Origin of the sequence: Mameliella sp. AT18 (assembly GCF_028807275.1) — a bacterium.
GTDB lineage: Bacteria > Pseudomonadota > Alphaproteobacteria > Rhodobacterales > Rhodobacteraceae > Antarctobacter > Antarctobacter albus.
Window position 1 is genome coordinate 16,828 of sequence record NZ_JARAMO010000331.1, and the last position, 21,911, is coordinate 38,738.

Consider the following 21,911-nt stretch of genomic DNA (forward strand, 5'->3'; position numbering starts at 1 on the left):
GGCGGATTACGCGCCCAGTTCCTGCAAAAGTGCAGCGGCGCGCGCTTGCGCCTCGGCGCTGATCCGGGCGCGGGTGCCGTGGAAATCGGGGCCGCGCGTCGCGTCCAGCCCCATGCGCGAGGTGGTTCCGATGCCGCTTGCCGACGGGTCCAGCGCGTTGCCCGGCAGGCCCTCCACGATCACCACGTCCCGGTGCGGCTGGAAATGGCTGGACACCGCCCACAACACTTCCTCGTCGCGGGTGATGTCCACGTCCGCATCCACCACGATCACGTTCTTCAGGTACTGGTCCCAGCCCAAGAGCCCCAGCATGACCTGCCGGGCCTCGCCTTCGCGGCTCTGGTTCATTGCCACGTAAGCGTGAAAATGCGTCCCCGAAGCGGGGTAATGCACCGCCGTCACCGAGGGGAAACGGGCCTTCAGCTTTTCGACCATCTCCGCCTCGCGCGGGATGCGGCCCAGGTTCAGGTGCTCGGCGGAATTGCCGCCCGCCACGCTGACCAGGATCGGCGACTCGCGGCGCAGGATTGTTTCGACGGTGAAGAGGTTATTGGTCGACCGGTCCGAGGAATAGCCGGTGAATTCACCGAACGGCCCTTCCTCGACCGTGGCCTCGTGGTCGATCACACCTTCCAGAACGATTTCGGCATGGGCCGGAACCCGGATACCGTATTTCGGTGTTTCCACCACCTCGAGGGGGGCACCCATTAGACCGCCGGCGATGTCGCGCTCATCTTCTTCGAAAGCCAGGCGGGCAGAAGCCGCCAGCATGAACAGGGGGTGGCCGCCGATGATCATCGCCACCGGCATGGGTTTGCCAAGTTCCTTTGACATGTTCAGCAGCCGCCACAGGTGGCCACGCGAATGCAGCGAGGTCGCGAGCTGATTTTTCGAATGGATCATCGCGCGGTGATAGGACAGGTTGCCGATCCCGCTATCCGGGTCCTCGCCCAGGATGATGCCCGACGTGATGTATTTGGTCCGGTCGGTCTCGAAGTGCTTCAGCATCGGCAGCAGGTTCAGGTCCACGTCCGCGCCAGAGATGACCCGCTCCAGCACCGGCCCGTCATCGACCGTTTTCGACGGCATCGCGGCGCGGGAGCGTTTCTGGTAGGCCGCGTGCAACCCGGGTTCTTCCGTGTCGAACAGACGGGCAATCCGCTGCCGCGACCCGAAGACATTGCACAGCACCGGCGCATCCAGATGTGCCACCTTGTTGAGCCGCAAGAGCGGCTGCCGCCCCTGCCCCGCCAGCGCCCAGATCAGCGCCGTGGCGTCCTGGTCGTCCGAGACCGGGCTGTCGATCTCTATCACGTCCCCGGGATGTTCGGCGCAGTAGCCGGCCAGGAAATGACGCACATCCTGCGGGTGATGGCTTTCGGTTTTGGTCATGAGCATGGCTATCGTCCCCCGGGTCGGCAAGATCGTGAAATAGGGTGAAAGTGTCCAAGACGGCGCCGGACACCCGGCGCCGTCAGGTCAGGATCAGACCGGTTCCAGCAATTTGCCGGTCGCGCGGTCGACGCCCGCATAGGTATCCGTCAGGCGGGCCTGTGCGTCCTTCGCATCGCGCGGCGGCGGCGTGGTGTCGATCCCCACCAGCTTGGCGATATTGTTGCCAAGGTAGCCTTCGAGATCGTCCTCGGACAGGTTCATCCCGTGCGGCGGCTCGTGGCACAGCACCTCAAGCTCACGCAGCCACATGCCCGGATCGTTGGGCGGGCTGTCAGTGCCGAAGACGATCTTGTCCTTGGGCAACTGCTGGGCGAACTCGACGATCCGCGACTGGAAACACCACCCGCTTTCGCAATAGACATTCGGCGTGTCCATCGCCATCCAGAACGCCTCGAAGCTGTAGTTGCCGCCGGTCTGGATGCCGAAATGGCCGATGATGAAGTTGACCATCGGGAATTCACGGATGATCGGGTAGAACATCGTCGGGATCGTGTAGGGTCCGTCGCCGGTATGGATCAGCACCACGATGTTGTACTTGGCGCACATCTCCATCGCCGGACGCAGCCATTCCAGCGCCCGGTCAGGCCGGTAACCGTGCATGTTGGCGTGCAGCTTGATCATCTTGAAACCGTATTCCTTGTGGTGGAATTCGATCTCCTTGGCGCCGTTCTCCGGGCCCCAGCGCGGGTTGTAGTTGAAATTCCCGATAAAGCGGTCCGGGTATTTCTGGCACAGCTCCGCGCAATAGGCCATGTAGTCGCGAATTCCTTCGCGGCCCATGCGGTTGCCATCGCGATAGCCGGTATTGCCCGGCGGCGGCTGGATGAACCCCATGTCGATCCGGCGCGGCTTGCCGTTGATCATGTAGGGGCCGTCCATCATTTTCAGCATCCGCTCGCCGGTGAAGGGTTCGCCCGTATGGCGCCACGCCTCGTCCACCAGGTTGGTCGGATGAAGATGGGTGTCGATAATCATCTTGGTCTCCTTCGGAAAGTCTTTGGGCGGCTTATTCTGCCGGTTCCAGCACGACGCCGTTGTCCCGCAGATAGGCCTCTGCCTCGGCCACGGTTTTCGGCGGCGCGGTCGGCTCCAGCCCGATCATCCGAGCGGTGTTGTTGCCCAGGTAATCCTCGAGCGTGTCCTCATCGAGGTTCAGGCCCTGCGGCGGCTCGTGGCACAGCACCTCCAGCAGGTTGATCCACATGCCCGGTTCGTTGGGCGGCGTGTCGGTGCCGAACAGGATCTTGTGCTTGGGCAGTTCCTTGGCGAATTCAACGATCCGCGACTGCAGACACCAGCCGCTTTCGGCGTAGACATTGGGTTCGTCCATCGCCATCTGGAATGGCTCAAACGTGTAGACACCACCGGTCTGCACACCGAAATGCGCCAGGATAAAGTTCACCTCCGGGAATTCCCGGATAATCGGGATGAATTCCGTCGGGATCGAATAGGGCCCGTCGCCGGTGTGCACCTTGACCATGATGCCGAGGTCCGCGCAGACGCGCATCGCCGGGCGCAGCCAGTCCAGCGCCCGGTCAGGGCGATAGGCATGCATGTTGGCCTGCAGCTGCACCATCTTGAAATCGAACTCCTTGACGTAGCGTTCGATTTCCTCGGCGCCGTTCTGGGTGCCGTAGCGCGGGTTGTACACGAAGCAGCCGATGAAACGGTCCGGATGTTCACAGACCATCTTTTCGGTATAGCCCATGTATTCCCGGATCGCGGCCTTGCCTTCCTTTTCGTGGATGCCGTGCGTGTAGATCGTGTTGCCCTGCGGCGGCTGGATGAATGCCTTGTCGACGCGACGGGGTTTGCCGTTCACATAGAACGGGCCGTCCATCATCTTCAGCAGCCGCTCTCCGGTGAAGGGCTCGCCGTCGTGGCGCCAGGCCAGATCGACGAGATCCGTCGGATAGCAACTCAGGTCGATAATCATGAGGAACCTCCTGGAACGAGGTGCCTGGATGCAATGCCGGTCCCGCCCGCGAACGGCCCGAAGGACGCTGTGCGGGGGATGGTCCCCTTGGGGCCAATCCGGATCGGGAAAGTGGGGAGTTTCGACATCGCAGCCTCACCTCTCAATGGGTTGGTGAGCAATTGGCTGCGCTTCTACTCTTGTCCCAGACTACGCCCGCGACCATCCAAGGTCAACAGGAAAAGTTAGATAAGTAATTGTTTTTATTATCTATAATGAAACACCAAAGCGGCCCGCGCGCAGATCGCGCGGGCCGCTTCCCTACCCGGGACCAAGAGGAGGAGGGGTTAGTCTACCAAGCAGGAAGAGAGTTTTCGTTCGATCTCGTCACGGTCCAGATCGCGCCCGATGAACACGATCTTGGAGCGGCGCTGGTCGTCCTGCCAGGGATGATCCGGGCGCAGGTCAAAGAGCTGGTGCACCGCCTGCAAGACATAGAAACGGTCGTCGCCAGCCATCGACAGGATACCCTTGGTGCGAAAGATAGCCGGCCCTTTTTCATCGAGGTAGGCGGTCAGCACCGCGTGCAGCTTGTCCAGGACAAAAGGTTGCTCGAAGGTCAGGCTGATAGAGGACACCGTTTCATCGTGGAGGTGGCCGTGATGATGGTGATGGTGGTGTTCATGGTCACTCTCGGCCGTCATGTCGATCTGCAGGATCTCCGCCCGTTCCTTGACGTAGGACGGCTGGAACCCGTTGACGTTCAGGATGTTGTCCAGGTCCACCACCCCGAACTCCGAGCGCAGGATCTCGGCCGTCTGATTCAACCCACGCAGATCGCCTTCCAGCTTGGCCAGTCCGGTCTCGTTGGCCAAGTCGACCTTGTTCACGATGATCCGGTCCGCCGCCACGATCTGATCCACCGCCTGGTTGTCGCGCCCGTCCAGCACCGGATCGTACAGGTGCTGGTCGATGTGCTTGGCATCCACCAGCGTCACGATTGCATCGAGATTGACCTCGTCCGCGACGCTACGATCGGCGAAAAAGGCGGTCGCCACTGGCGTCGGGTCGGCCAGGCCAGAGGTTTCGACGATGATGTGATCGAACTTGTCCTTCTGGGCCAGCAGCTTTTTCATCACGTCGATCAGGTCGTTTCGGACGTCGACAAAACAGCAAATGCAGCCGTTCTGCATCTGGTAGATCTCTTCGTCCGAGGCCAGCACCAGGTCGCTGTCCACATCGACCTCGCCGAATTCGTTCTCGATCACGGCGATGCGATAGCCGTGTTTCTCGGTCAGGATGTAGTTGAGCAGCGTCGTCTTGCCCGATCCCAGAAAGCCGGTGAGAATGGTGATCGGCAGCTTGTCCTTGGGGATTTCGTGAACGTTCATCATGATTGGCGCTCCTTCTCGTTGAGGGCATTCAGAATGTCTTCGGGGGTGATCGGGTAGTGATGGAACCGCACCCCGATCGCGTCGTGAATCGCGTTGGCGATGGCCGGTCCGATGGCGATGATCGGGTCTTCGCCGACCCCCTTGGCGCCCCAGGGGCCGCCGGGATCGGGGGCCGCCTCCAGGATCACGGTGTCGATATCGGGCATGTCCATCGACAGCGGCATCTTGTAGTCCACCAGCCCCGCATTCAGGGATCGACCGGTTTGCGTGTCGATGATGTAATCCTCGGTCAGGGTGTGACCGATGCCCTGCTGGATGCCGCCCTCGATCTGGCCGGCAGCAGCGATCGGGTGGATCACCTTGCCGACGTCGTGAACCGGGACCACCCTGTCCACCGTCACCAGGCCGGTTTCCGTGTCCACCGTCACCTCGACGAAATGCGCTGCAAAGGAATAGGACTTGGTCGGTTCATACGTCCCCCGCCCCAGGATATTGGCGGATGGGATCCCTGGGGTCGGCCCCATAGCCTCGGCCACGGTGAGGCCGCTGTCAGGACTGGCACGCAGGAAGATCCGACCGTCGACCATGTCCAGCCCATCGGCCGTGGTCTGAAGCTTTTCAGCGGCACGTCTCAGGATACCGGCGCGCGCCTCGGCGGCGGCCATCCGAGTGGCGCTGCCCACCAGGTAAGTGGTGTGGCTGGCAAAGGCACCGATGTCCCAGGGCACGGCGTCGGTATCGCCATGCACGACCGAGACGCTTTCAAAGGGCATGTTCAGCTCTTCCGCCGCGATCTGCGCAAGCGCGGTATGGGCCCCCGTGCCCAGGCCCGCCGCGCCGGTCATCAACGTCACCGAGCCGTCTTCGTTCACCTTGATGAGGGCATTGCCCTGTTCCTTGATGCCGGGATAGGCAGAGGAGCCGTGCATTTCACAGCCCAGACCCCAGCCCTTGCGGACATGCGACGCCGCCGGGTCGGGGCAGCGCGCCCCTTGCCGCAACCCCTTCCAATCAAAGACCCGCGTGCCATGCTCGATGCAGGCCTCCAACCCATGCCCGACGATCGCGTGGCCAGAAGGCGCAATATCGCCCTCACGCACAGCGTTTTTCAGTTTCAGGTCCGCCGGGTCCATCCCCAGCCGCTCTGCCGCCTCGTCCATCTGGATGTCGAGGGCGTAGTAGGTCTGCACCACGCCATAACCGCGAAATGCGCCCGCAATCGGGGTGTTGGTATAGACCGCGCGCCCATCCAACCGCACGTTTTCGCAACGATAGAGCGAGGTGGCCGAATTGGTGCCCACCGTCGTGACCCCCGGGCTGTGAGACCCATAGGCCCCGGAGTCGAACACGATCCGCATGTCGCGCGCGGTGATCGTGCCGTCTTTGCGGAACCCCTGTTTCAGCCACAGCTTGAACGGGTGGCGCGACCGTCCGGCAAGGAAGGTCTCACGCCGCGTGAATTCCATCCGCACCGGCTTGCGCGTCTCCCGCGCCAGCAAGGCGCAGAGGAACTCATGCTGGAAGCAATCCTGCTTGGCGCCAAAGCCGCCCCCCATGTGATCAACCAGCACCCGCACTTTGGTTCTGGGCAGCCCCAGAACCTCGGCCAGGATGCCTCGGACCATGAAAGAGCTTTGGGTCGAGGTCCAGAAAGTCAGCTTGCCCGACCCGTCCCAATCGGCCAGGCAAACATTGGGCTCCATGTAGCCGGGCATGGGCCGACCACCGGAGAATTCGCCCTCAAGCACAAAATCCGCCTCGGCGAACCCCTTGTCGACATCGCCGCGTTCCACGCGCACCGGGTCCAGCACAAGGTTGCCGCCCGGCCCCACCTCATGGATCTGCGGCGCGCCCGGTTTCATCGCCTCTTCGGGGGTGAAAACGGCAGGCAATTCCTCGTATTCGACCTCGATCAGGTCCAGCGCCTCGTCGGCGATCTCTTCGCTGATCGCGGCCACCGCAGCCACGCCCTCGCCCCAGTACCGAACCTTGTCGTCCAGGATATACTGATCCTTGGTGCAAGAGACGGAACGCGGGTGCGGTGAGCCGTAGTGCAGCACGCGCGGCACGTCCTCATGGGTCAGAACCGCCTTCACGCCCGGGTAGGCGAGGGCCTTGCTCACGTCGATGCGTTTGATCCGGGCATGGGCAACGTCCGAGCGTTTCATCTTGCCATAAAGCATCCCGACCGGCTTCAGGTCGGCGACATAGGCCCCTTCGCCCGTGACCTTCTCGATCACATCCTCGCGCTTGACGCTCTTGCCGATCGTGCTGAATGCATTTCTCAGGTTGTTCGCGGGTTTGTTCATACCGTTTCCTCCTGCGCGCGCACCGCGCGGATCTCGGCGGCCGCGCTGCGGACCGCGTCGAAAATCTTGGTGTAGCCGGTGCAGCGGCAGATATTGCCGCTGAGACCAAAGCGGATCTCGTCATCGCTGGGATCGGGGTTTTCCTCGATCAGCTTGCGCGCCATCATCAGGATGCCCGGCGTGCAGAACCCGCATTGCGATGCGCCGTGGCGCATGAAGGCATCCTGAAGCGGATGCAGGATGTCGATGCTCTGCTGCATCCCCTCGACGGTCTCGACATTGCGGCCCTGCGCCTCGACCGCCAGCATCAGGCAGGCATTGACCGGCTGACCATCGACGATCACCGTACAGGCGCCGCAATCGCCCACGTCGCAGCCCTTTTTCGTTCCGGTCAGTCCCGCCTCTTCGCGCAGCGTGTCCAGCAGCGAACGGTGCCCTTCCACGGCCAAGCTGTGGGGATCCCCGTTGATGGTCAGTTCCACGATCTGTTTCATTGGGTCGCCTCCATTGCGGTCTTCACGGCACGGCGCGTCAGGACACCCACCATGCTCCGGCGGTAATCGGCGCTGGCGCGCACGTTGCTGATAGGGGTGCATTCGGCCATCGCCTGCGCGCCCACCTGCGCGATGAGTTCATCCGTTATCTTCCGCCCTTTCAGCAGCGCCTCGGCCGCCGATGCACGCAGGACCGTCGGCCCCACCGCGCCAAGCGCGATCCGCGCATCGGTGCAGGTGTCGCCATCGCGGTCCAGGCTGACCGCCACACCCACCGTGGCCAGTTCCATCGCCTTGCGGCGGCCATGCTTGAGATAGATGCGCCCGCTGTCCGGAGCCGGGGCCGGAATCACGATCCCGGTGGCGATATCGCCGCGTTCCAGCCGGGTGCGCCCGGGACCGGTAAAGAACTCGGCCAGCGGCATCCGGCGCATCCCCTTCGGCGTGTAGATATGGATGATCGCGCCATCGGCGATCAGCGGCGGGATCGTATCGGCCGAGGGCGACGCGCGGCAGAGATTGCCGACCACGGTCGCCCGGTTGCGCACCTGGATCGAGGCCAGCTGGCGCAAGGCTTCGGCGAAATTGGGGAAGGTCCGCTGCACGCCCGGCAGGGTTTCCAGCTGCCGCGCCGTGACCAGCGCACCAAAGGTGAGCCCGACATTGGGATCCCAGGTGATGTCATTCATGCCGGGGATATTCTTGATGTTCACCACATCGGAAACATCTCGCAGCCTTTCGCGGATCTCGACGAAAAGGTCGGTTCCACCGGCCAGCACATGGGCATTTTCGCCCAGGTCGACCAAGAGGCGCGAGGCCTCTTCAAGGGTCTTGGGTTCATGATAGGCAAAGCGTCGCATCTGGCCTCCTTCAGATCGCAGCGGACGGAACGTGCCGCTGGCGTTTCATGGGTGGCCGCTAATCCTGGTGAGGGGCTTCGCCGGGTATTTGGTGTCAGGCCGAGGGTGGCCCGTCGTCATCTTCGCTCGCCTTGATATCGAGCAGCATTTCCGATTTGACCGCGCTCAGAAGCTGGTTGTTGTAGTGAACCGCCCCTTCGCTGTCGCCACGGGCCAAGGCGGCCAGCGTCTTGATATGCAGGTTGTGACCCGAAAACTCCGAGGGCCGTCCGCGTCGATGCGACATCAGCAACGGCTGGCAATTGATCAGGTCGTTCAGCAACCGCGACAGGTGCCTGTTTCCGGCCAGGCGCCCCATCTCCATGTGGAACAGCCGCGAATGATGCCGCGCCTCGACGACATTGCCCTCGTCATAGGCGGCCCCTTCGGCGCGCAGGATCTCCTGCAACCGAATACCTGCCTCGTCGGTATAGGTCCGGGCCAGTCGTTGCAGCAGCCCGGTTTCGACCACCAGGCGGGCTTCGAAAACCTGTTCGGCCTCTGCCGCGCTGAGCCGGACGATGCGGGCCCCCTTGTTGCGGCTGGTCTCGACCAGCCCGGCATTGACCAGTCGCAGCAGCCCGTTGCGGATCGCCTGCCGGTTGGCACCGGCCGCCTCTGCGAGTTCGCGTTCGACCAGCCTGTCACCCGCCTTGAGTCTCTGGTCCTGCACCGCCTCGACCACAAGGGAGAACACGCGCTCTTCTGCGTCCTGGCCGCTTTTCAGTTCGGCTTTTGCAGCCGCCTTTCTGCGGAATTGGGGCTTTGTCACGGCAACCTCGTCATTGGTGCAAGAACGCTAGACCGGACCACTATTCATTGTCAACAATAAGATTTTTTCTGTTTAAAAACATTATTTTGAAATATTCCCCTCATCTCAGACAGACCGTTCAAAGGACGTCTCCGAAGGGGCCACGCATCGAATCGACCCGCGGTCCGGCGCACTCCGACAGGTGCACCCGGCCCCGGAATGTTCGCGTAGGGAAACAGGCAGGCCTCGAACAGCCGGCTCTCGTTGAACACGAAGGCGATCAGCGTGCCCGTCACCACGGCCAGCACGAAAGCCCGCAGCGTGATCGACAGCGTGCCCCACATCGCCCCCAGAAGGACGGCGCCGTTGGCCAGGATGCTGTGCCAGACATCGCTGGGTTTGGGGAACAGGTAGACCGGCACGTCGAATGCACTGCACAGCACCTCCCAAAGGATCTGCACGGCCAGGCCGACAAGGATCGGGCAAAGACCTCGATCGAGGCAGCCGCGTTTGCAAAAGATCGTTTCATCGCGGTTCTCCCATCTCGCCAGATTTCCCGGATGCGTCGCGCAGCGCCTCGGACAACTCGCTGCACAGCGCTGCGAAACGAGGGCTGCCACGGAAGGTTTCGTCCCGGAGTCCGGCATGGTCGATATCGATGATGCGCGAGATCCGCCCGGGCCGTGCCGCCATCACCGCGACGTGGGTCGACGGGAACACCGCCTCGTAGATCGAATGGGGCACGAAGACCAATCGTCCAGCCCGGCGACATCCTCATGGGTCAGGATACCGTTCACGTCATGCTGGAAGGTCGCTGCCACGGCACGCACCGGCAGCCCCTTTTCGACTCCGCTCAGCACCTGGAAGTCGTAGCCGGTATAAACATCGGCTTCACCCGCCAGCAAAAGCTGCATGCCGTTCACCTGCGGCCCGCCCATGCGCAGCGTGACGTCCAGCCCGCGGCCTCGTACAGACACGGCGTCTTGGCCTGGTAGAAGCCGCCGTGCTGCGCCTCGGCATAAAAAAACGTCATTGATGCGCTCTCTCTAGAAGAACGATATTTGACGCGGAACGATCTCTTTTTTGCGCACGCACTTTCGCTGGTGCACGAAACCCGAAACGCGCCCCGCCAGGATGGCGGAACGCAGGATTGCGGCTGGCTCTAAGGGGGCTGGCTAAGGATCGGACGCGGGTCGGGACGCGGCAGCGGCCTCGGGAAACGCCGCGAGGATGATCTCTTTCAACCGTTCGGCGGGCGGCGACAGGCTTCGCCATTTGTGTTGCATGACGCAGATATCTCGGGTGATGACCGGATCGCTCAGCGCCACGCTGCACACCCCAGCGGCCGAGGTCAGTTCCATCGAGTTTTCCGGCAGTACCGACACCCCCAGGCCCGCCGCGACCATGCCGATGGCAGTGGTGGAAAAGCGCACATCGTAAGCCGGAAGGAAGTCCGGCGCGACGCCGATCATGGTCCGCTCGACGATCTGGCGCAGCGGGTTGTCCCGCGCCAGCACGATCAGCTTCTGATCCGACAGGTCGGTCCAGCCAATGGCCTGCCGCGCAGCCAGCGGATGATCCGCACGACAGATCAGCATCAGCCGGTCCTGGCTGACAGGCTGCGACCTGATCTCGGGGTCGTCGTCCAGCAGGGTCCCCAAAGCGATATCCGCCTCGTTGCGGAGCAAGGCAGGGCGGATTTCCTCCTCGGGCATGTCGCGCAACCCGACCGAAATGCCCGGGTGCTGGTCCAGAAAACGGGCGATCAGCGCAGGAATCGTGGTTGAGGAAAAGATGATCGAACTGGCGACAACCACCTTGCCCTTCTTGAGCTGCGCGCGTTCGCGGACACTGCGCGTGGCAAGGTCCAGGTCCTCCATCGCCTTGCGCGCCTGGGGCAGGAACTCGATACCGATATCGGTCAGGTTCACCTTGCGGGTGTGGCGGTCGAACAGCCGGACGCCCAGCTCCTGTTCCAGATCCTTGATCAGCAGGCTGACCGCCGCCTGGGTCAGCCCCAGCGCGCCGGCCGCAAGGTTGAAACGCCCAAGCTCGGCCACCGCAAGGAAGGCACGGATCTGGCGCAGCGTGACATTCATGACCCGCCCCTCTCCCGGCCCGGTCAGGCCGTTTCGGCCATCGCCTGCGGCAGCACCGTCGCGGTTTCCGACACCAGCCGCCCGCGCGCCAGCACCCGCGACTGGACCGGCCCGCCGGCCACCAGCGTATCGGTGTCCTCGCAATCGGTCAGCACCAGATCGGCCCAGGCGCCCGGGCGGATGCCGTAATCCGCCCCCAGCCCCATAAGTCGGGCGGGAATGTCGGTGATCATCCGGTGCACGTCGCGCAGCTCGTCCGCCATCAGGTTCCCCGCCAGCAGCGTCCAGCGCGCGATTTCCAGCATGTCGCCCGACCCCGTCGGCACAAACGGATCCTGGATATTGTCCGAGGCGGTGGCGATCTTGGCGCCGCCGCGCAGCAGTTCGGCCACCCGGGTCAGCCCGCGTGGCGGCAGCTTTGTGCGGTCGCGGGCCTGAAGATAGAGATTGGCCGCCGGAAGCGTCACCGCCCCCACGTCGAGGTCGATCATCCGCTCCATGATCGCCCTTGCGGCGTCAGGCTCCAGCGCGCTGAGCACCGAAATATGGCTGAACACCGTGCGCCCCTGCATCCCGAAACGCTCTACCCGGTCGAGCGCCGCATGCATATACAGGTTGTCCGGATCGAGATGTTCGTCCAGATGCAGGTCAACGGGTTTGCCTGCGCGGGCCGCGGCCTCGAACAGGATGTCCATATAGCGTTCCGGGTGCTCGCTGACCGCCGGAGTGCCGCCCACCGCATCGGCGAAACGTACCGCCGGGTCGATGTTCCCGGCCAGCCATTCCAGGTCCTGCCCGGGATGCGGAGTCATGAAGGCCACCAGTTGCAGTGTCATCCGATCGGCCCAAGCCTCCCGCTGCCGGGCCAGTGCCTCGATCCCGTTGAAACCCGCATCCTTGTCGACATTGATGTGACTGCGGATCGCGGTGGTGCCGCGCGACAGGCACCGTGTCATTGTCCGCGAGGCGCGTCGGGTGATGTCCTCGGGTCCGGCGGTCCGGGCATAGGCCGCGAAGGCCTCGCGCGCGCCCTGCAACGTACCCGAGGGATTTGGCGTGAAACGCAGCACACCGGTCTTGTCCAGATGCTGATGCATGTCGACAAAACCGGGCGAAATCAGGTTGCCGGAGACATCGACGCGCACCGTATCGGGCTGCGACGCAAGGCCCGGCCCGACAGCCGCGATACGGCCATCGGTGCCGATCAGAATATCGGCCTGTTCGGCCTGTGCGCTCGCGCCGGTGATGCGGCCTCCGGCCAGCAGGATCGGCCGCTCGCGGTTGGCTGCAAAGAAAGAAAGCTGATCGCCGACGGTGCCCATGACCTTGCCCTTTTGTTGGAAACTCCCGGGGACACTAAGCAAGCCATACTCTTTTCACAAATTAAATAATCTTTTTTACTGATAAGCAAACCGCAATAATTGATCCGGCCTCTGCCGTAGCCCGAAATCGTTTCTGGACGCCCCCCCCGGTCCCGCTCGGGCATACCGGCTCTGCCAGAACGGCGATGAACCGAGACGCCTCATGCTGCATTCCCGTGTCTTGCGCTATCTCGGCGAGGTGGCACGCTCCGGCTCGATCCGCGCGGCGGGGGAGTGGCTTAACGTTGCCTCTTCCTCGATCAACAAGCACGTGCTGCAGGCGGTGCTGGATGGCAAGGCCGATCTGGGCTTTGCCTACAACCTGCCGCCCACGCCGAATATCGAAGTCATGCCCCGGATGAACGCGCAACTCGGCGCGGTGGTGTCGACGGCACATCCGATCGCACATATGAACATGGTGCCGCTAAGCGAATGCCTCACCCATCCATGGATCTTCGCGGACAAATCCATGCCGATACGACAGATCGTGGCCGAGGCGTTCGACGCCTCCGGCAGGACGCAAACCCCGCCTTCGAGACCAATTCCATTGAGGCGATGAAGAGTATCCCACAGGCAGCGACGGGATCGCCTTTCTCAGCCGGTTCGACATCCTCGAGGAACGCCGCGAGGGCAAGCTGACCGATATCCCGATCCGCGACGGCGCCTTCGGCAGCAACACCCTGTCACTGGTCCGCCGACCGAAACGCGCGCATGGGCTGGCTTCGTCGATGTTCACCGAAGAGATGCGCCGCGCGCTTGGCGCGTCGATCGACTGAAACGGCGACGCACGGCGGGTCGCCCCCCTTGAAAACGAAGCGTGGGTTGATGGTCGACAGGCTGTCGGTCAGCACGATATCGGCGTAACGCCCGGGCATCAGTGAACCAAGCCTGTCGTCCATGTGGAAGGACCGTGCGGAGTTCAGCGTCGCCATCTTGATCGCATGGATCAGGTTGATGCCCCCCCCCTTTTCGCGGACCTAGGTGGCCTTGCGGAAATCGTCTTCGCTGCCGGAGCTGTAGGTGAAATGCTCGAACTCGCCCAGCCCGATCACCGGTTCCATGTTCAGCACCGCCTCGGTGACCGTGGCTGCGGTCTTCTTTCCCGGGGCAAAGGCGAACAGGCGATAGGGTGGCTTGTCATGGTCTCGAAACAGGTTCTGCGCCGCCTCGATGCCCTCATCCGCGGCCGCGCTCAGCAAGTCGAGGCATTCCGAATAGATCGTCGTCGTACTGCAGGGCACCATTGCCTCGGCCAACGCGGTCGGATGGGTCAGTTGCGCCTCGAAATGGATTGCGTAAGAAAAGCGTTTAATAACGCCCGCAACGAACGCTTTTAGAGATCTCTTCAGTTGATCGAGGGGCTCTGTTGACCGAAATCCCTTCGATGCAGTGCCGGACGCCGCATGGCAGGTTTTCAGCTTGGACACGTCGATCATGACGGTCTTTTCTTCGCTGCGTTCGGACGCCATGCCCGCAATGATCCGAGCGAACTCGCCCCCGTCACTCCAGCGCTTTTATCGGTTGTAAAGCGTCTTGGAGTACCCGCAGTCTTTTCGCGTATCTCCTCATGAACAAGGCGCAGCAAGAGCCGCCTTCACGCACAAAACTGACGCACTTGAGAATGCGCGCGGGGGGCAGTTCGTCCCAGAACGCTCGGATACCTTTACACGGCCGGCTCGCCGGGCAGCAGTGTGGCCGACCTCCCTGCACGGTCCACTGGCCTTCGTTTTCGCACATCCGTGATTTTCCCGTTAAAGGGGGACTCCGCGACAGAGTTTTCGCCGTTCGCGTAGTGGCTTCGCGACCAAGATCCACCTCCTCGTCAATGGTGAGGTATTGATCCGCCATTGGTCCGAGGACAATGCCGAGCGGACTGCCCATGGCAGAAGAAATCGAACCGATGATGCTCAAGTATCTTGCACAGGTCGCTGGCTTCGCCCCCGCCCAGGCACATGCCTACCTCGTCAGCTATCGCAAGATCGGCCTGATCGAACAGGACGAGGAAACGGGCCACTATCGCCTTGGACGCTACGCGCTTGATCTAGGCGTGACCAGACAGCGGGCGGGTTGGCGTCCACCGCGTCATGTCCCGCAAGGTACTCGACCATATCCGAGAGGTCGGTTACGCAACGGTCGTTACCCCACCAGTGCCCGGCATTTCGGCCTATGCGGCGCCGGTCTTTGATCATGCAGGGCAGATGGTCATGGCCATCACCATTTTCGGACAGGACCACTACCTCGAGGGCCGGGCAGAGGAAGGGTTCATTCCCGCCCTGAACGAAGCCGCCGGCGACCTGTCATCAGAACTGGGGTAGGTGCCGGCGCACTGAGGCAGAACACGCCAAGCGCGCCGGCCGATCCGGCTGGCGGACAGTTCATGCATTACAATTATCCATAGATTATCGAATTCGCGGAATAAGTTTGAAATAGGGCGACGCTGTGAGGCGCTACCCGTATGGCATCAGAACAAAGTGGGCATACCGCTAGTCTCGCCGCCATCCGCCACGAACTCGGCCCCGGTCAAGAACGAGCTGTCGTCACCGGCCAGAAACATCACCAGCTTGCTGATCTCCTCAGGTTCGCCCAGGCGGTTCATCGGGACGTGGTTGAAATTGGGATAGAGGTCGTCGACTTTATCCGTATTGATATTCCCCGGATGAACAGAGTTGACCCGGATGTTCAACGGCGCAAGCTCGACAGCATCGGCCTTTGTCAGCCCCCGGATTCCGAACTTGGAGGAAATATAGGCCAGCACATCGGCAAAGCCCTTCATTCCCGACGTCGACGGGTTATTGACGATCGAGCCTCCACCCGCATCTTTCATCGCAGGGGTGACGGCGCAAATCCCTTTGAAAACGCCCCAAGATTGATCCCGATCACCTGCTCCCATTGCTCGTCCGTACAGGTCTCGATGCCCGAGAACCGCAGGATACCTGCATTGTTGACCAGCACGTCGATCCAGCCGAAACGCGCTACCGCCACGGCGACGGCAGCCTCCCAATCTTCGCCCTAGTCACATCCAAATGCACCGCGAGGGCCGCCTCATCGTCAAGCTCCGCAGCAAGCGCCTGCACCTAGTCTTCGAGAACATCGCCCAGCACCAGCTTTGCACCCGCGGCGGCAAAGCTCCGCGCCTCGTTTGCGCCCATCCCCCTGGCTGCACCGCTGATCAAAACGACCTCATCCGACACACTCATCGCCGCTCCTCCTCAAGAATACCACTGCGCCCCAAGACTGGAGTAACCTACAGAAATCGGCACTCTCACCGACAGGACCGCCAGCCCGAGCACAAAGGCACAAGCCTACTATTAATTATAACCGACTATTTTTGTAATTGAATAATTCCAAAGACAGCAAGCCGACCACCCGCAACCACAAGGCCACGATCACGATCCGGATCAACTTTGAGGCAAGGATCAACACGCGCCTCCCCCGGCTTGAACCCGAGACAGGCACCGCTATGATCCTTGGCAGCCAAGGGGATGACATGGCCAAGACAACTCACCTGATAAAACTCAGCGCGGGCACGGAGAGCGTCGACAGCCTGATGGACTGGCAAGGCATGCGACGCGCCCAGACCGAAGATGGTCTGCCGCGACACATCACCCGCATGTGGCCCCGGCGCGAGGAAGAGGTGTTGAACGGCGGCTCGATCTACTGGGTGATCAAGGGGCTGATCCAGTGCCGCCAACGTATCCTGCGGCTTGACCCGGTCACCGGTGCGGACGGGATCAAACGCTGCGCCCTTGTGCTGGACCCGGAGATTACCCGCACCGCTGCCGCGCCCAAGCGCGCGTTCCAGGGCTGGCGCTACCTCGCCGCCGCCGACGCCCCGCCCGACCTGCCGGGAAGCCGGGCGGAGGAAGAGCCGCTGCCCCCCGAACTGGCCGGAGCCTTGGCCGAAATTGGCGTGCTCTGATCCCGGGCTTTGCCTGTATCAAGGTGCGATTGTCAAACCGGTGCTAGACTCTTGCTATCGCCAACAGATGACGGGAGGCCATCATGAAGCGCCGTTTCCTTCTTTCCGCTCTTGCCTGCGTGTTGCTGGCGCCCGCCGCAGTGCAGGCGCAGCAGTTGATTGGGTCCTACAACGCCTTCATCGGGCAGCAGGATCTCTACAATTCCAATGGCGTCCGGCTAAGCACCCCGGCACAGGTTCTGCGTCAGGACCGGGCCAACTACCACCGCTTTGGGATCTCGCAATACGGGGACCAGTGGGATCCCTACTTTGGAGACATCAATGCACGCGCTCGGCTGGAGCAGATGGTCAACAACGGCTACATGCCGCCACATGTGGCCAATGCGATCATGCGCGGCAACATGCATGTGATCGTCAACGTCTACGGCCAGAACGGCTACATGCAATACATCGAGGTCATCCTGCCCGGATGACGTGGCGGGGCCGGATCAGCGTCCGGCCCCGCGCAGCCAGTACCAGCCAAGCGCCACCGCCTCGCGCGCCCAGGCACGCAGCACGCGCGACATCGGGGCGCCCGTCAAACGCGGGCAACTGGCCGTTGCCCGCAACCCAACCCGCTGCGCCACCAGCCGCGCCCGCGCGGCGTGGTACCTGTCGGTCACGATCACCACGTCCTGGCAGCCCAGCCCGGCCAGCAAAGGTTGCGCAAGACGCATGTTCTCCTCGGTGGTCAGCGCGCGGGTTTCCAGCAGCAGGGCCGCGTCCGGCACGCCCGCCTCGCGGCAGAGCCGTGCCATGACCTCGGCCTCTGTTGGCGGATGCGTGCGGACACCCCCGGACAGCACCAACAGGCCCACCTGACCTGACTGCCAAAGCGCGACGGCATGCCCGACCCGGCGCACCACAGCAGGCGAGGGCGTCCCGTCCGGGCGCACTGCCGCCCCAAGCACCAGCGCCACGCCTTGCGTCTTTGCACATGCTTTGTGCACCCCTGCCCCCTCTGGCATTTCGCTTCAGGACCTATAGGTTCTGCGACGAGATATGAGAAGGACACGCGCCATGACCGAACAGTATACGCCCCCCAAAGTCTGGACCTGGGACAAGGAAAACGGCGGCACCTGGGGGTCGCTGAACCGCCCCATCGCCGGGGCCACCCATGACAAGGAACTGCCCGTCGGGGAGCATCCGTTCCAGCTCTACTCGCAGGGCACACCGAACGGGGTCAAGGTCACCATCCTGCTGGAAGAGTTGCTGGCCGCCGGGCACGATGCCGAATACGATGCATGGCTGATCCGCATCGGCAAGGGCGACCAGTTCGGCTCGGGCTTTGTCGAGATCAACCCGAACTCGAAGATCCCCGCGCTGATGGATCGGTCGGGGCCGGAGCCGGTTCGGGTCTTCGAATCCGGCGCCATCCTGATGCATCTGGCCGAGAAGTTCGATGCTTTCCAAGGGCCACGCGAAAAGCGCGCCGAGATGCTCAGCTGGCTGTTCTGGCAGATGGGCAGCGCCCCTTACCTGGGCGGCGGTTTCGGCCATTTCTACGCCTATGCGCCCTACCCGATGGAATATCCGATCAACCGTTTCGCGATGGAGACAAAGCGCCAGCTGGATGTCCTCGACCGGCATCTTGCGGAAAACCGCTACATGGTGGGCAAAGACTACACGATTGCCGACATGGCCATCTGGCCTTGGTACGGGCGCACCGTCCACGGGGAATCCTACAACGCGGGCGAGTTCCTGGACGTGAAAAGCTATACCAACGTGCTGCGTTGGGCGGATGAAATCCTGGAGCGTCCGGCGGTCCAACGCGGCCGCCTCGTGAACCGGACCGATGAGGGCATGCTGCCCGAACGCCACGCCGCCAGCGATTTCGAAACCGGACTTGTAACCAAGGCCGAGTAACCCTTCGCCCCAGGCCCGCAGTGCGAGGCCCGGGGCTTCCCATTGCGCGTGGTCTAGAGACCCAGCCGGTCTTGCAAAAGCCGCATGGTCTCGCGCTCCCCTTCTTCCAGCGGCGCAACGCGCGACTTGAACAGGGTCGCCTGGCTACGCAAAACGGGTTCTTCGGCCAGGATCTTGAGATGGTTGGCGCGCAGGGTTTCCCCCGACGAGGTGATGTCTGCGATGGCTTCGGCGGTCAGGTTCTTGACCGTGCCTTCGGTCGCCCCCTGGCTGTCGACCAGCTGGTAATCCGAAACACCACCCTCGTGCAGGTAGGCACGTACCAGCCGGTGGTACTTGGTCGCGATCCGCATGCGGAACCCGTGCCGCGCGCGAAAGGCCGCCGCCGCCGCGTCCAGATCGTCCAGCGTGTTCACATCCACCCAGCAAGAGGGCACCGCCACGATCAGGTCGGCATGACCAAAGCCCAGTTCGGCAAGCGGCGCCACCTTCTGATCCCATTGCACCAGCTTTTCCTGCACTAGGTCGGTCCCCGTGACGCCAAGGTGAATGCGCCCCGCCGCCAGTTCGCGCGGGATTTCCCCGGCGCTCAGCAGCACCAGTTCGACACCCTCGACGCCGGTCACCTCTCCGGAATACTCGCGCTCTGACCCACTGCGCGCCAAGCCGATGCCACGCGCACCGAACCAGTCAAAGGTCTTCTCCATCAAGCGCCCCTTGGAGGGCACCCCAAGCTTGATGCTCATGCCGCCTCCTCCAGGTCGACCAGCAGGCCGGGACGGATCACACCGCCCACCGCGGGGATTTCTCTTCCCTGCCCCAACTGTCGGGTCAGCGCGTCATAGCGTCCGCCCGACGCCACCAGCGGCCAGTCCGGTCGGCCGCGCGCCGAGAACCCGAAAACGAACCCGTCGTAATATTCCATCGAGGTCCGGCCGAAATTCGCGTCGAACATCAACGAGGTCACGTCGATCCCCCGCGCAGCCAGCGCCTCGCACCGCGCAGCCATGCGGTCGACCGCTCCGGCGATGGCAGGCATGTCCACCGCGATGTCCCGCAGCTGCTCCAGCGCGTTGCCGCAGGTTTCCGAAACCTTCACCAGCGCTTCCAGCAGGTCCACCTGGTCGCCCGGCAACACCGGGTCCTGCGCATCCGCGCGCAGGGCATCGACGCGCGCCGCGATTTCTGCGGTACCGCGCAGCCCAATCATCGGCTCGGCCAGCGACAGCGGATCCGGCGAAGCCAGCAGCGCGGTCCGGCTGGACGGCACCGGCGCCCTGCCCGCGTACCGATCCAGCAGCGCCCGGAACCGGCGCGGCCGCCAGATATGCCGCATAAGCGCCGCCTTGCGCGCCTCGGACGTCTCCAGCCCTTCCACAGCGGCGATCAGGATGCCGATATCGCCCACCACGGCCCGCAATCCGTAAGGCGCCAGAGCCTCCGAAAACCTGGCAAAGACCTCGGCATCGGCACCCGCCGGGTCGGCCCGGTCAAAGACCTCGTAGCCTACCTGGTGATACTCCGAGGGGCGTTCCGGGTGCTCTTCCTGCCGGCGAAAGATCTCTCCGGCATAGGTATAGCGCGCCGGTTCCGCGCCCTCGGCCATGTGTTTCTGCACCACCGGGACGGTGAAATCCGGGCGCAGGATGACTTCGCCCCGCACCGGGTCATGGGTCAGGAAGGCGCGCGTGCGGATGTCCTCGCCATAGAGATCCAGCAACGTGTCCGCCGGGAGCAGCACGGGACAATCCACCGGCTCCGCACCGCTTTCGACGAACCCCGCCTTGAGCGTGGCCGCCTTTTCCTTGATCGCGGCAAGGCTCATTTGTGCAGGTCCAGGATCTCTTGGACCTTGGCCACCATCTGGTCGCGCGGCACCTCGTACTGGCTGGGATGGTCTTTCCATTCCTCGAGGCTGGCATCCTCGGCCAGCTTGGCGCCAAGGATCAGGTCTTTGATCTGCACCACGCCCTTGTCCTTCTCGTCACCGCCTTCGATCACGGCGACAGGGCTTTCCCGCTTGTCCGCGTATTTCAGCTGGTTGCCAAAGTTCTTGGGATTGCCAAGATAAACCTCGGCCCGCAGCCCGGCCTGGCGCAATTCTGCCACCATCGCCTGGTAGTCCCCCATGCGGTCACGATCCATCACCGTCACGACCACCGGTCCCTGCACGCTGCCACCGATGCGGCCCTTTTCGCGCAGCGCCGCCAGCAGCCGGTCAACCCCGATACTGACACCGGTGGCCGGCACCGCCTGCCCGGTGAACCGCTTGACGAGATCATCATAGCGCCCGCCCCCGGCAACAGACCCGAACTGCCGCTTGCGGCCCTTCTCATCAAGGATCTCGAAAGTCAGCTCGGCCTCGAAGACCGGCCCCGTGTAATAGCCCAGGCCACGCACGACCGACGGGTCGATGATGATCCGGTCAGGGCCGTAGCCCTGCGCCGCCAGCAACTCGGCGATCTGCTCCAGCTCGGCCACGCCCTCTTCGCCCACGGTCGACGCGCCAATCGCGGCGCGCAAGTTGGCCAGTGTCTCCGCCGCCTCCAGCCTGCCCGAGGTCAGGAAGGCGACGACCGGCTCGGCCTGCGCGTCGCTCAGGCCAACGCCGTCGATATAGGCGCCCGAGGCATCCAGCCGGCCCTTGCCCAGAAGCTCGCGCACCCCGGCCTCGCCTACCTTGTCGAACTTGTCGATGGTCCGCAGCACCGCATCGCGCTGGGCATCATCGTCCAGCCCCATGCATTCCAGCACACCGTTCAGAACCTTCCGGTTGTTGACCCGGATCAGGTAATCCCCGCGCGGAATGCCCACCTTCTCCAAGGTATCCGCCAGCATCGCGCAGATCTCGGCATCCGCCGCCACGCTGCCCGCACCCACGGTATCCGCATCGCACTGGTAGAACTGCCGATAGCGCCCCGGCCCCGGCTTTTCGTTACGCCAGACCGGCCCCATCGCGTAGCGCCGGTAGGGCAGCGGCAGATCGTTCCGATGCTGGGCATAGACCCGCGCCAGGGGCGCCGTCAGGTCATAACGCAGCGCCATCCAGCTGTCGTCCTCGTCCTGCCAGGCAAAGACGCCCTCGTTCGGGCGATCCACGTCGGGCAGGAACTTGCCCAGCGCCTCGACCGTCTCCACGCCCGAGCTTTCCAGCGCATCGAAACCGTATTGATGGTAAACCCCGGCGATGGTGTTGAGCATCTCTGCGCGCTCGGTCACTTCGGGACCGAAATAATCGCGGAACCCCTTGGGTGTCTGCGCCTTGGGGCGCGGGGCTTTCTTCTGCTTGGCCATGAGTCATCCCGGTTGTCGGATATGTCGCGCTTCCTCTATCCCTTCGACCGGTGCGGGGCAAGCAGAGCGCCTTGCAGCTTCTTCCTGGTAGACATACCCACCCCTGACCCAACCAC

At 63.1% G+C, this 21,911-nt stretch carries 24 protein-coding genes and 1 pseudogene; 5 read left to right on the forward strand and 20 right to left on the reverse strand.

All coding sequences use genetic code 11. From position 1 onward, the window contains the following. Positions 1 to 6 precede the first annotated feature (6 nt). The 12 genes from PVW46_RS28290 to PVW46_RS28345 all read right to left on the reverse strand — a co-directional run bounded on the left by PVW46_RS28290 (position 7) and on the right by PVW46_RS28345 (position 12,638). The gene (locus PVW46_RS28290) at positions 7 to 1,392 is read right to left on the reverse strand and encodes a UbiD family decarboxylase (RefSeq protein WP_069208159.1); all 1,386 of its coding nucleotides are present in this window, start codon (positions 1,390 to 1,392) and stop codon (positions 7 to 9) included. A gap of 93 nt (positions 1,393 to 1,485) precedes the next feature. Next, a complete protein-coding gene (locus PVW46_RS28295) occupies positions 1,486 to 2,430 on the reverse strand; it encodes an amidohydrolase family protein (protein ID WP_043144679.1) in 945 nt (314 codons plus the stop codon). A 31-nt stretch (positions 2,431 to 2,461) separates the two neighbouring features. Further along, positions 2,462 to 3,391, reverse strand: a complete 930-nt coding sequence (locus PVW46_RS28300) for an amidohydrolase family protein (RefSeq protein ID WP_069208062.1) — start codon at positions 3,389 to 3,391, stop codon at positions 2,462 to 2,464. Positions 3,392 to 3,717: 326 nt separating this feature from the next. After that, complete coding sequence (locus PVW46_RS28305) at positions 3,718 to 4,764, reverse strand: CobW family GTP-binding protein (protein ID WP_223306262.1); 1,047 nt, start codon at positions 4,762 to 4,764, stop codon at positions 3,718 to 3,720. Then, positions 4,761 to 7,073 carry a xanthine dehydrogenase family protein molybdopterin-binding subunit gene (locus PVW46_RS28310; RefSeq protein WP_069208061.1) on the reverse strand — a complete coding sequence of 771 codons (2,313 nt, stop codon included), beginning with the start codon at positions 7,071 to 7,073 and terminating at the stop codon, positions 4,761 to 4,763. Before PVW46_RS28310 ends, PVW46_RS28305 begins: the two co-directional genes overlap by 4 nt. Beyond that, a complete protein-coding gene (locus tag PVW46_RS28315; RefSeq protein WP_069208060.1) occupies positions 7,070 to 7,567 on the reverse strand; it encodes a (2Fe-2S)-binding protein in 498 nt (165 codons plus the stop codon). The genes PVW46_RS28310 and PVW46_RS28315 overlap by 4 nt, the downstream gene beginning before the upstream one ends. Next, positions 7,564 to 8,427, reverse strand: coding sequence for an FAD binding domain-containing protein (locus tag PVW46_RS28320; RefSeq protein ID WP_069208059.1), 864 nt, complete (start codon positions 8,425 to 8,427; stop codon positions 7,564 to 7,566). Before PVW46_RS28320 ends, PVW46_RS28315 begins: the two co-directional genes overlap by 4 nt. Before the next feature lie 94 nt (positions 8,428 to 8,521). Next, on the reverse strand, positions 8,522 to 9,238 hold the full coding sequence (locus PVW46_RS28325; protein ID WP_069208058.1) for a GntR family transcriptional regulator: 717 nt from the start codon (positions 9,236 to 9,238) through the stop codon (positions 8,522 to 8,524). 50 nt (positions 9,239 to 9,288) lie between these two features. Further along, complete coding sequence (locus PVW46_RS28330; protein ID WP_139132217.1) at positions 9,289 to 9,837, reverse strand: ABC transporter permease; 549 nt, start codon at positions 9,835 to 9,837, stop codon at positions 9,289 to 9,291. 72 nt (positions 9,838 to 9,909) lie between these two features. Further along, positions 9,910 to 10,194, reverse strand: coding sequence for an ABC transporter substrate-binding protein (locus PVW46_RS28335; RefSeq protein WP_274578298.1), 285 nt, complete (start codon positions 10,192 to 10,194; stop codon positions 9,910 to 9,912). A gap of 198 nt (positions 10,195 to 10,392) precedes the next feature. After that, positions 10,393 to 11,316 carry a LysR family transcriptional regulator gene (locus PVW46_RS28340; protein WP_069208054.1) on the reverse strand — a complete coding sequence of 308 codons (924 nt, stop codon included), beginning with the start codon at positions 11,314 to 11,316 and terminating at the stop codon, positions 10,393 to 10,395. 23 nt (positions 11,317 to 11,339) lie between these two features. Continuing rightward, positions 11,340 to 12,638, reverse strand: coding sequence for an amidohydrolase family protein (locus PVW46_RS28345; RefSeq protein ID WP_069208053.1), 1,299 nt, complete (start codon positions 12,636 to 12,638; stop codon positions 11,340 to 11,342). Positions 12,639 to 12,840: 202 nt separating this feature from the next. Here PVW46_RS28345 and PVW46_RS28350 point away from each other — a divergent pair, with 202 nt between their 5' ends. After that, the gene (locus PVW46_RS28350; RefSeq protein ID WP_069208052.1) at positions 12,841 to 13,236 is read left to right on the forward strand and encodes a LysR substrate-binding domain-containing protein; all 396 of its coding nucleotides are present in this window, start codon (positions 12,841 to 12,843) and stop codon (positions 13,234 to 13,236) included. A 124-nt stretch (positions 13,237 to 13,360) separates the two neighbouring features. On the opposite strand, the gene PVW46_RS28355 is transcribed toward PVW46_RS28350, so the two are convergent. Both PVW46_RS28355 and PVW46_RS28845 read right to left on the reverse strand, forming a co-directional pair. Further along, positions 13,361 to 13,633, reverse strand: coding sequence for an amidohydrolase family protein (locus PVW46_RS28355; RefSeq protein ID WP_274578304.1), 273 nt, complete (start codon positions 13,631 to 13,633; stop codon positions 13,361 to 13,363). 21 nt (positions 13,634 to 13,654) lie between these two features. Continuing rightward, positions 13,655 to 14,146, reverse strand: coding sequence for a hypothetical protein (locus PVW46_RS28845; RefSeq protein WP_069208050.1), 492 nt, complete (start codon positions 14,144 to 14,146; stop codon positions 13,655 to 13,657). A gap of 615 nt (positions 14,147 to 14,761) precedes the next feature. On the opposite strand from PVW46_RS28845, the gene PVW46_RS28365 reads away from it, so the two are divergent. Then, positions 14,762 to 14,992 carry an IclR family transcriptional regulator domain-containing protein gene (locus PVW46_RS28365; RefSeq protein ID WP_083242150.1) on the forward strand — a complete coding sequence of 77 codons (231 nt, stop codon included), beginning with the start codon at positions 14,762 to 14,764 and terminating at the stop codon, positions 14,990 to 14,992. 146 nt (positions 14,993 to 15,138) lie between these two features. Here the strand turns inward: PVW46_RS28365 and PVW46_RS28370 are convergent. Together PVW46_RS28370 and PVW46_RS28380 are read right to left on the reverse strand one after the other, a co-directional pair. Then, positions 15,139 to 15,659, reverse strand: a pseudogene (locus PVW46_RS28370) (SDR family NAD(P)-dependent oxidoreductase). A gap of 92 nt (positions 15,660 to 15,751) precedes the next feature. After that, positions 15,752 to 15,874 carry a hypothetical protein gene (locus tag PVW46_RS28380; RefSeq protein ID WP_263281708.1) on the reverse strand — a complete coding sequence of 41 codons (123 nt, stop codon included), beginning with the start codon at positions 15,872 to 15,874 and terminating at the stop codon, positions 15,752 to 15,754. A 290-nt stretch (positions 15,875 to 16,164) separates the two neighbouring features. Here PVW46_RS28380 and PVW46_RS28385 point away from each other — a divergent pair, with 290 nt between their 5' ends. Continuing rightward, positions 16,165 to 16,596, forward strand: coding sequence for a DUF1489 family protein (locus PVW46_RS28385; RefSeq protein ID WP_043144772.1), 432 nt, complete (start codon positions 16,165 to 16,167; stop codon positions 16,594 to 16,596). 83 nt (positions 16,597 to 16,679) lie between these two features. Then, complete coding sequence (locus tag PVW46_RS28390; protein WP_043144694.1) at positions 16,680 to 17,069, forward strand: hypothetical protein; 390 nt, start codon at positions 16,680 to 16,682, stop codon at positions 17,067 to 17,069. Positions 17,070 to 17,084: 15 nt separating this feature from the next. Here the strand turns inward: PVW46_RS28390 and PVW46_RS28395 are convergent, their stop codons facing one another. Beyond that, entirely contained in the window at positions 17,085 to 17,555 is a 471-nt protein-coding gene (locus PVW46_RS28395) for a YdcF family protein (protein WP_139132215.1), read from the reverse strand. Positions 17,556 to 17,655: 100 nt separating this feature from the next. On the opposite strand from PVW46_RS28395, the gene yghU reads away from it, so the two are divergent. Beyond that, positions 17,656 to 18,501, forward strand: a complete 846-nt coding sequence (gene yghU, locus PVW46_RS28400; protein WP_069208048.1) for a glutathione-dependent disulfide-bond oxidoreductase — start codon at positions 17,656 to 17,658, stop codon at positions 18,499 to 18,501. A 53-nt stretch (positions 18,502 to 18,554) separates the two neighbouring features. On the opposite strand, the gene hisG is transcribed toward yghU, so the two are convergent. From hisG to hisS, 3 genes are read right to left on the reverse strand one after another with little or no spacing between them, the layout of a single operon-like run. Beyond that, positions 18,555 to 19,247 (reverse strand): ATP phosphoribosyltransferase, encoded by a 693-nt coding sequence (gene hisG, locus PVW46_RS28405; RefSeq protein ID WP_043144699.1) that lies wholly within the window; start codon positions 19,245 to 19,247, stop codon positions 18,555 to 18,557. After that, positions 19,244 to 20,326 carry an ATP phosphoribosyltransferase regulatory subunit gene (locus PVW46_RS28410; RefSeq protein WP_069208047.1) on the reverse strand — a complete coding sequence of 361 codons (1,083 nt, stop codon included), beginning with the start codon at positions 20,324 to 20,326 and terminating at the stop codon, positions 19,244 to 19,246. Before PVW46_RS28410 ends, hisG begins: the two co-directional genes overlap by 4 nt. Further along, positions 20,323 to 21,795, reverse strand: coding sequence for a histidine--tRNA ligase (gene hisS, locus PVW46_RS28415; RefSeq protein ID WP_069208046.1), 1,473 nt, complete (start codon positions 21,793 to 21,795; stop codon positions 20,323 to 20,325). Before hisS ends, PVW46_RS28410 begins: the two co-directional genes overlap by 4 nt. Positions 21,796 to 21,911 lie beyond the last annotated feature (116 nt).

Bases quoted from the DNA above. Each gene is read 5' to 3' on its own strand.
- PVW46_RS28290 (WP_069208159.1), bottom strand. From the start codon at position 1,392: ATGACCAAAACCGAAAGCCATCACCCGCAGGATGTGCGTCATTTCCTG.
- PVW46_RS28295 (WP_043144679.1), bottom strand. From the start codon at position 2,430: ATGATTATCGACACCCATCTTCATCCGACCAACCTGGTGGACGAGGCG.
- PVW46_RS28300 (WP_069208062.1), bottom strand. From the start codon at position 3,391: ATGATTATCGACCTGAGTTGCTATCCGACGGATCTCGTCGATCTGGCC.
- PVW46_RS28305 (WP_223306262.1), bottom strand. From the start codon at position 4,764: ATGATGAACGTTCACGAAATCCCCAAGGACAAGCTGCCGATCACCATT.
- PVW46_RS28310 (WP_069208061.1), bottom strand. From the start codon at position 7,073: ATGAACAAACCCGCGAACAACCTGAGAAATGCATTCAGCACGATCGGC.
- PVW46_RS28315 (WP_069208060.1), bottom strand. From the start codon at position 7,567: ATGAAACAGATCGTGGAACTGACCATCAACGGGGATCCCCACAGCTTG.
- PVW46_RS28320 (WP_069208059.1), bottom strand. From the start codon at position 8,427: ATGCGACGCTTTGCCTATCATGAACCCAAGACCCTTGAAGAGGCCTCG.
- PVW46_RS28340 (WP_069208054.1), bottom strand. From the start codon at position 11,316: ATGAATGTCACGCTGCGCCAGATCCGTGCCTTCCTTGCGGTGGCCGAG.
- PVW46_RS28345 (WP_069208053.1), bottom strand. From the start codon at position 12,638: ATGGGCACCGTCGGCGATCAGCTTTCTTTCTTTGCAGCCAACCGCGAG.
- PVW46_RS28350 (WP_069208052.1), top strand. From the start codon at position 12,841: ATGCTGCATTCCCGTGTCTTGCGCTATCTCGGCGAGGTGGCACGCTCC.
- PVW46_RS28845 (WP_069208050.1), bottom strand. From the start codon at position 14,146: ATGGCGTCCGAACGCAGCGAAGAAAAGACCGTCATGATCGACGTGTCC.
- PVW46_RS28365 (WP_083242150.1), top strand. From the start codon at position 14,762: ATGTCCCGCAAGGTACTCGACCATATCCGAGAGGTCGGTTACGCAACG.
- PVW46_RS28380 (WP_263281708.1), bottom strand. From the start codon at position 15,874: ATGAGTGTGTCGGATGAGGTCGTTTTGATCAGCGGTGCAGCCAGGGGG.
- PVW46_RS28385 (WP_043144772.1), top strand. From the start codon at position 16,165: ATGGCCAAGACAACTCACCTGATAAAACTCAGCGCGGGCACGGAGAGC.
- PVW46_RS28390 (WP_043144694.1), top strand. From the start codon at position 16,680: ATGAAGCGCCGTTTCCTTCTTTCCGCTCTTGCCTGCGTGTTGCTGGCG.
- yghU (WP_069208048.1), top strand. From the start codon at position 17,656: ATGACCGAACAGTATACGCCCCCCAAAGTCTGGACCTGGGACAAGGAA.
- hisG (WP_043144699.1), bottom strand. From the start codon at position 19,247: ATGAGCATCAAGCTTGGGGTGCCCTCCAAGGGGCGCTTGATGGAGAAG.
- PVW46_RS28410 (WP_069208047.1), bottom strand. From the start codon at position 20,326: ATGAGCCTTGCCGCGATCAAGGAAAAGGCGGCCACGCTCAAGGCGGGG.
- hisS (WP_069208046.1), bottom strand. From the start codon at position 21,795: ATGGCCAAGCAGAAGAAAGCCCCGCGCCCCAAGGCGCAGACACCCAAG.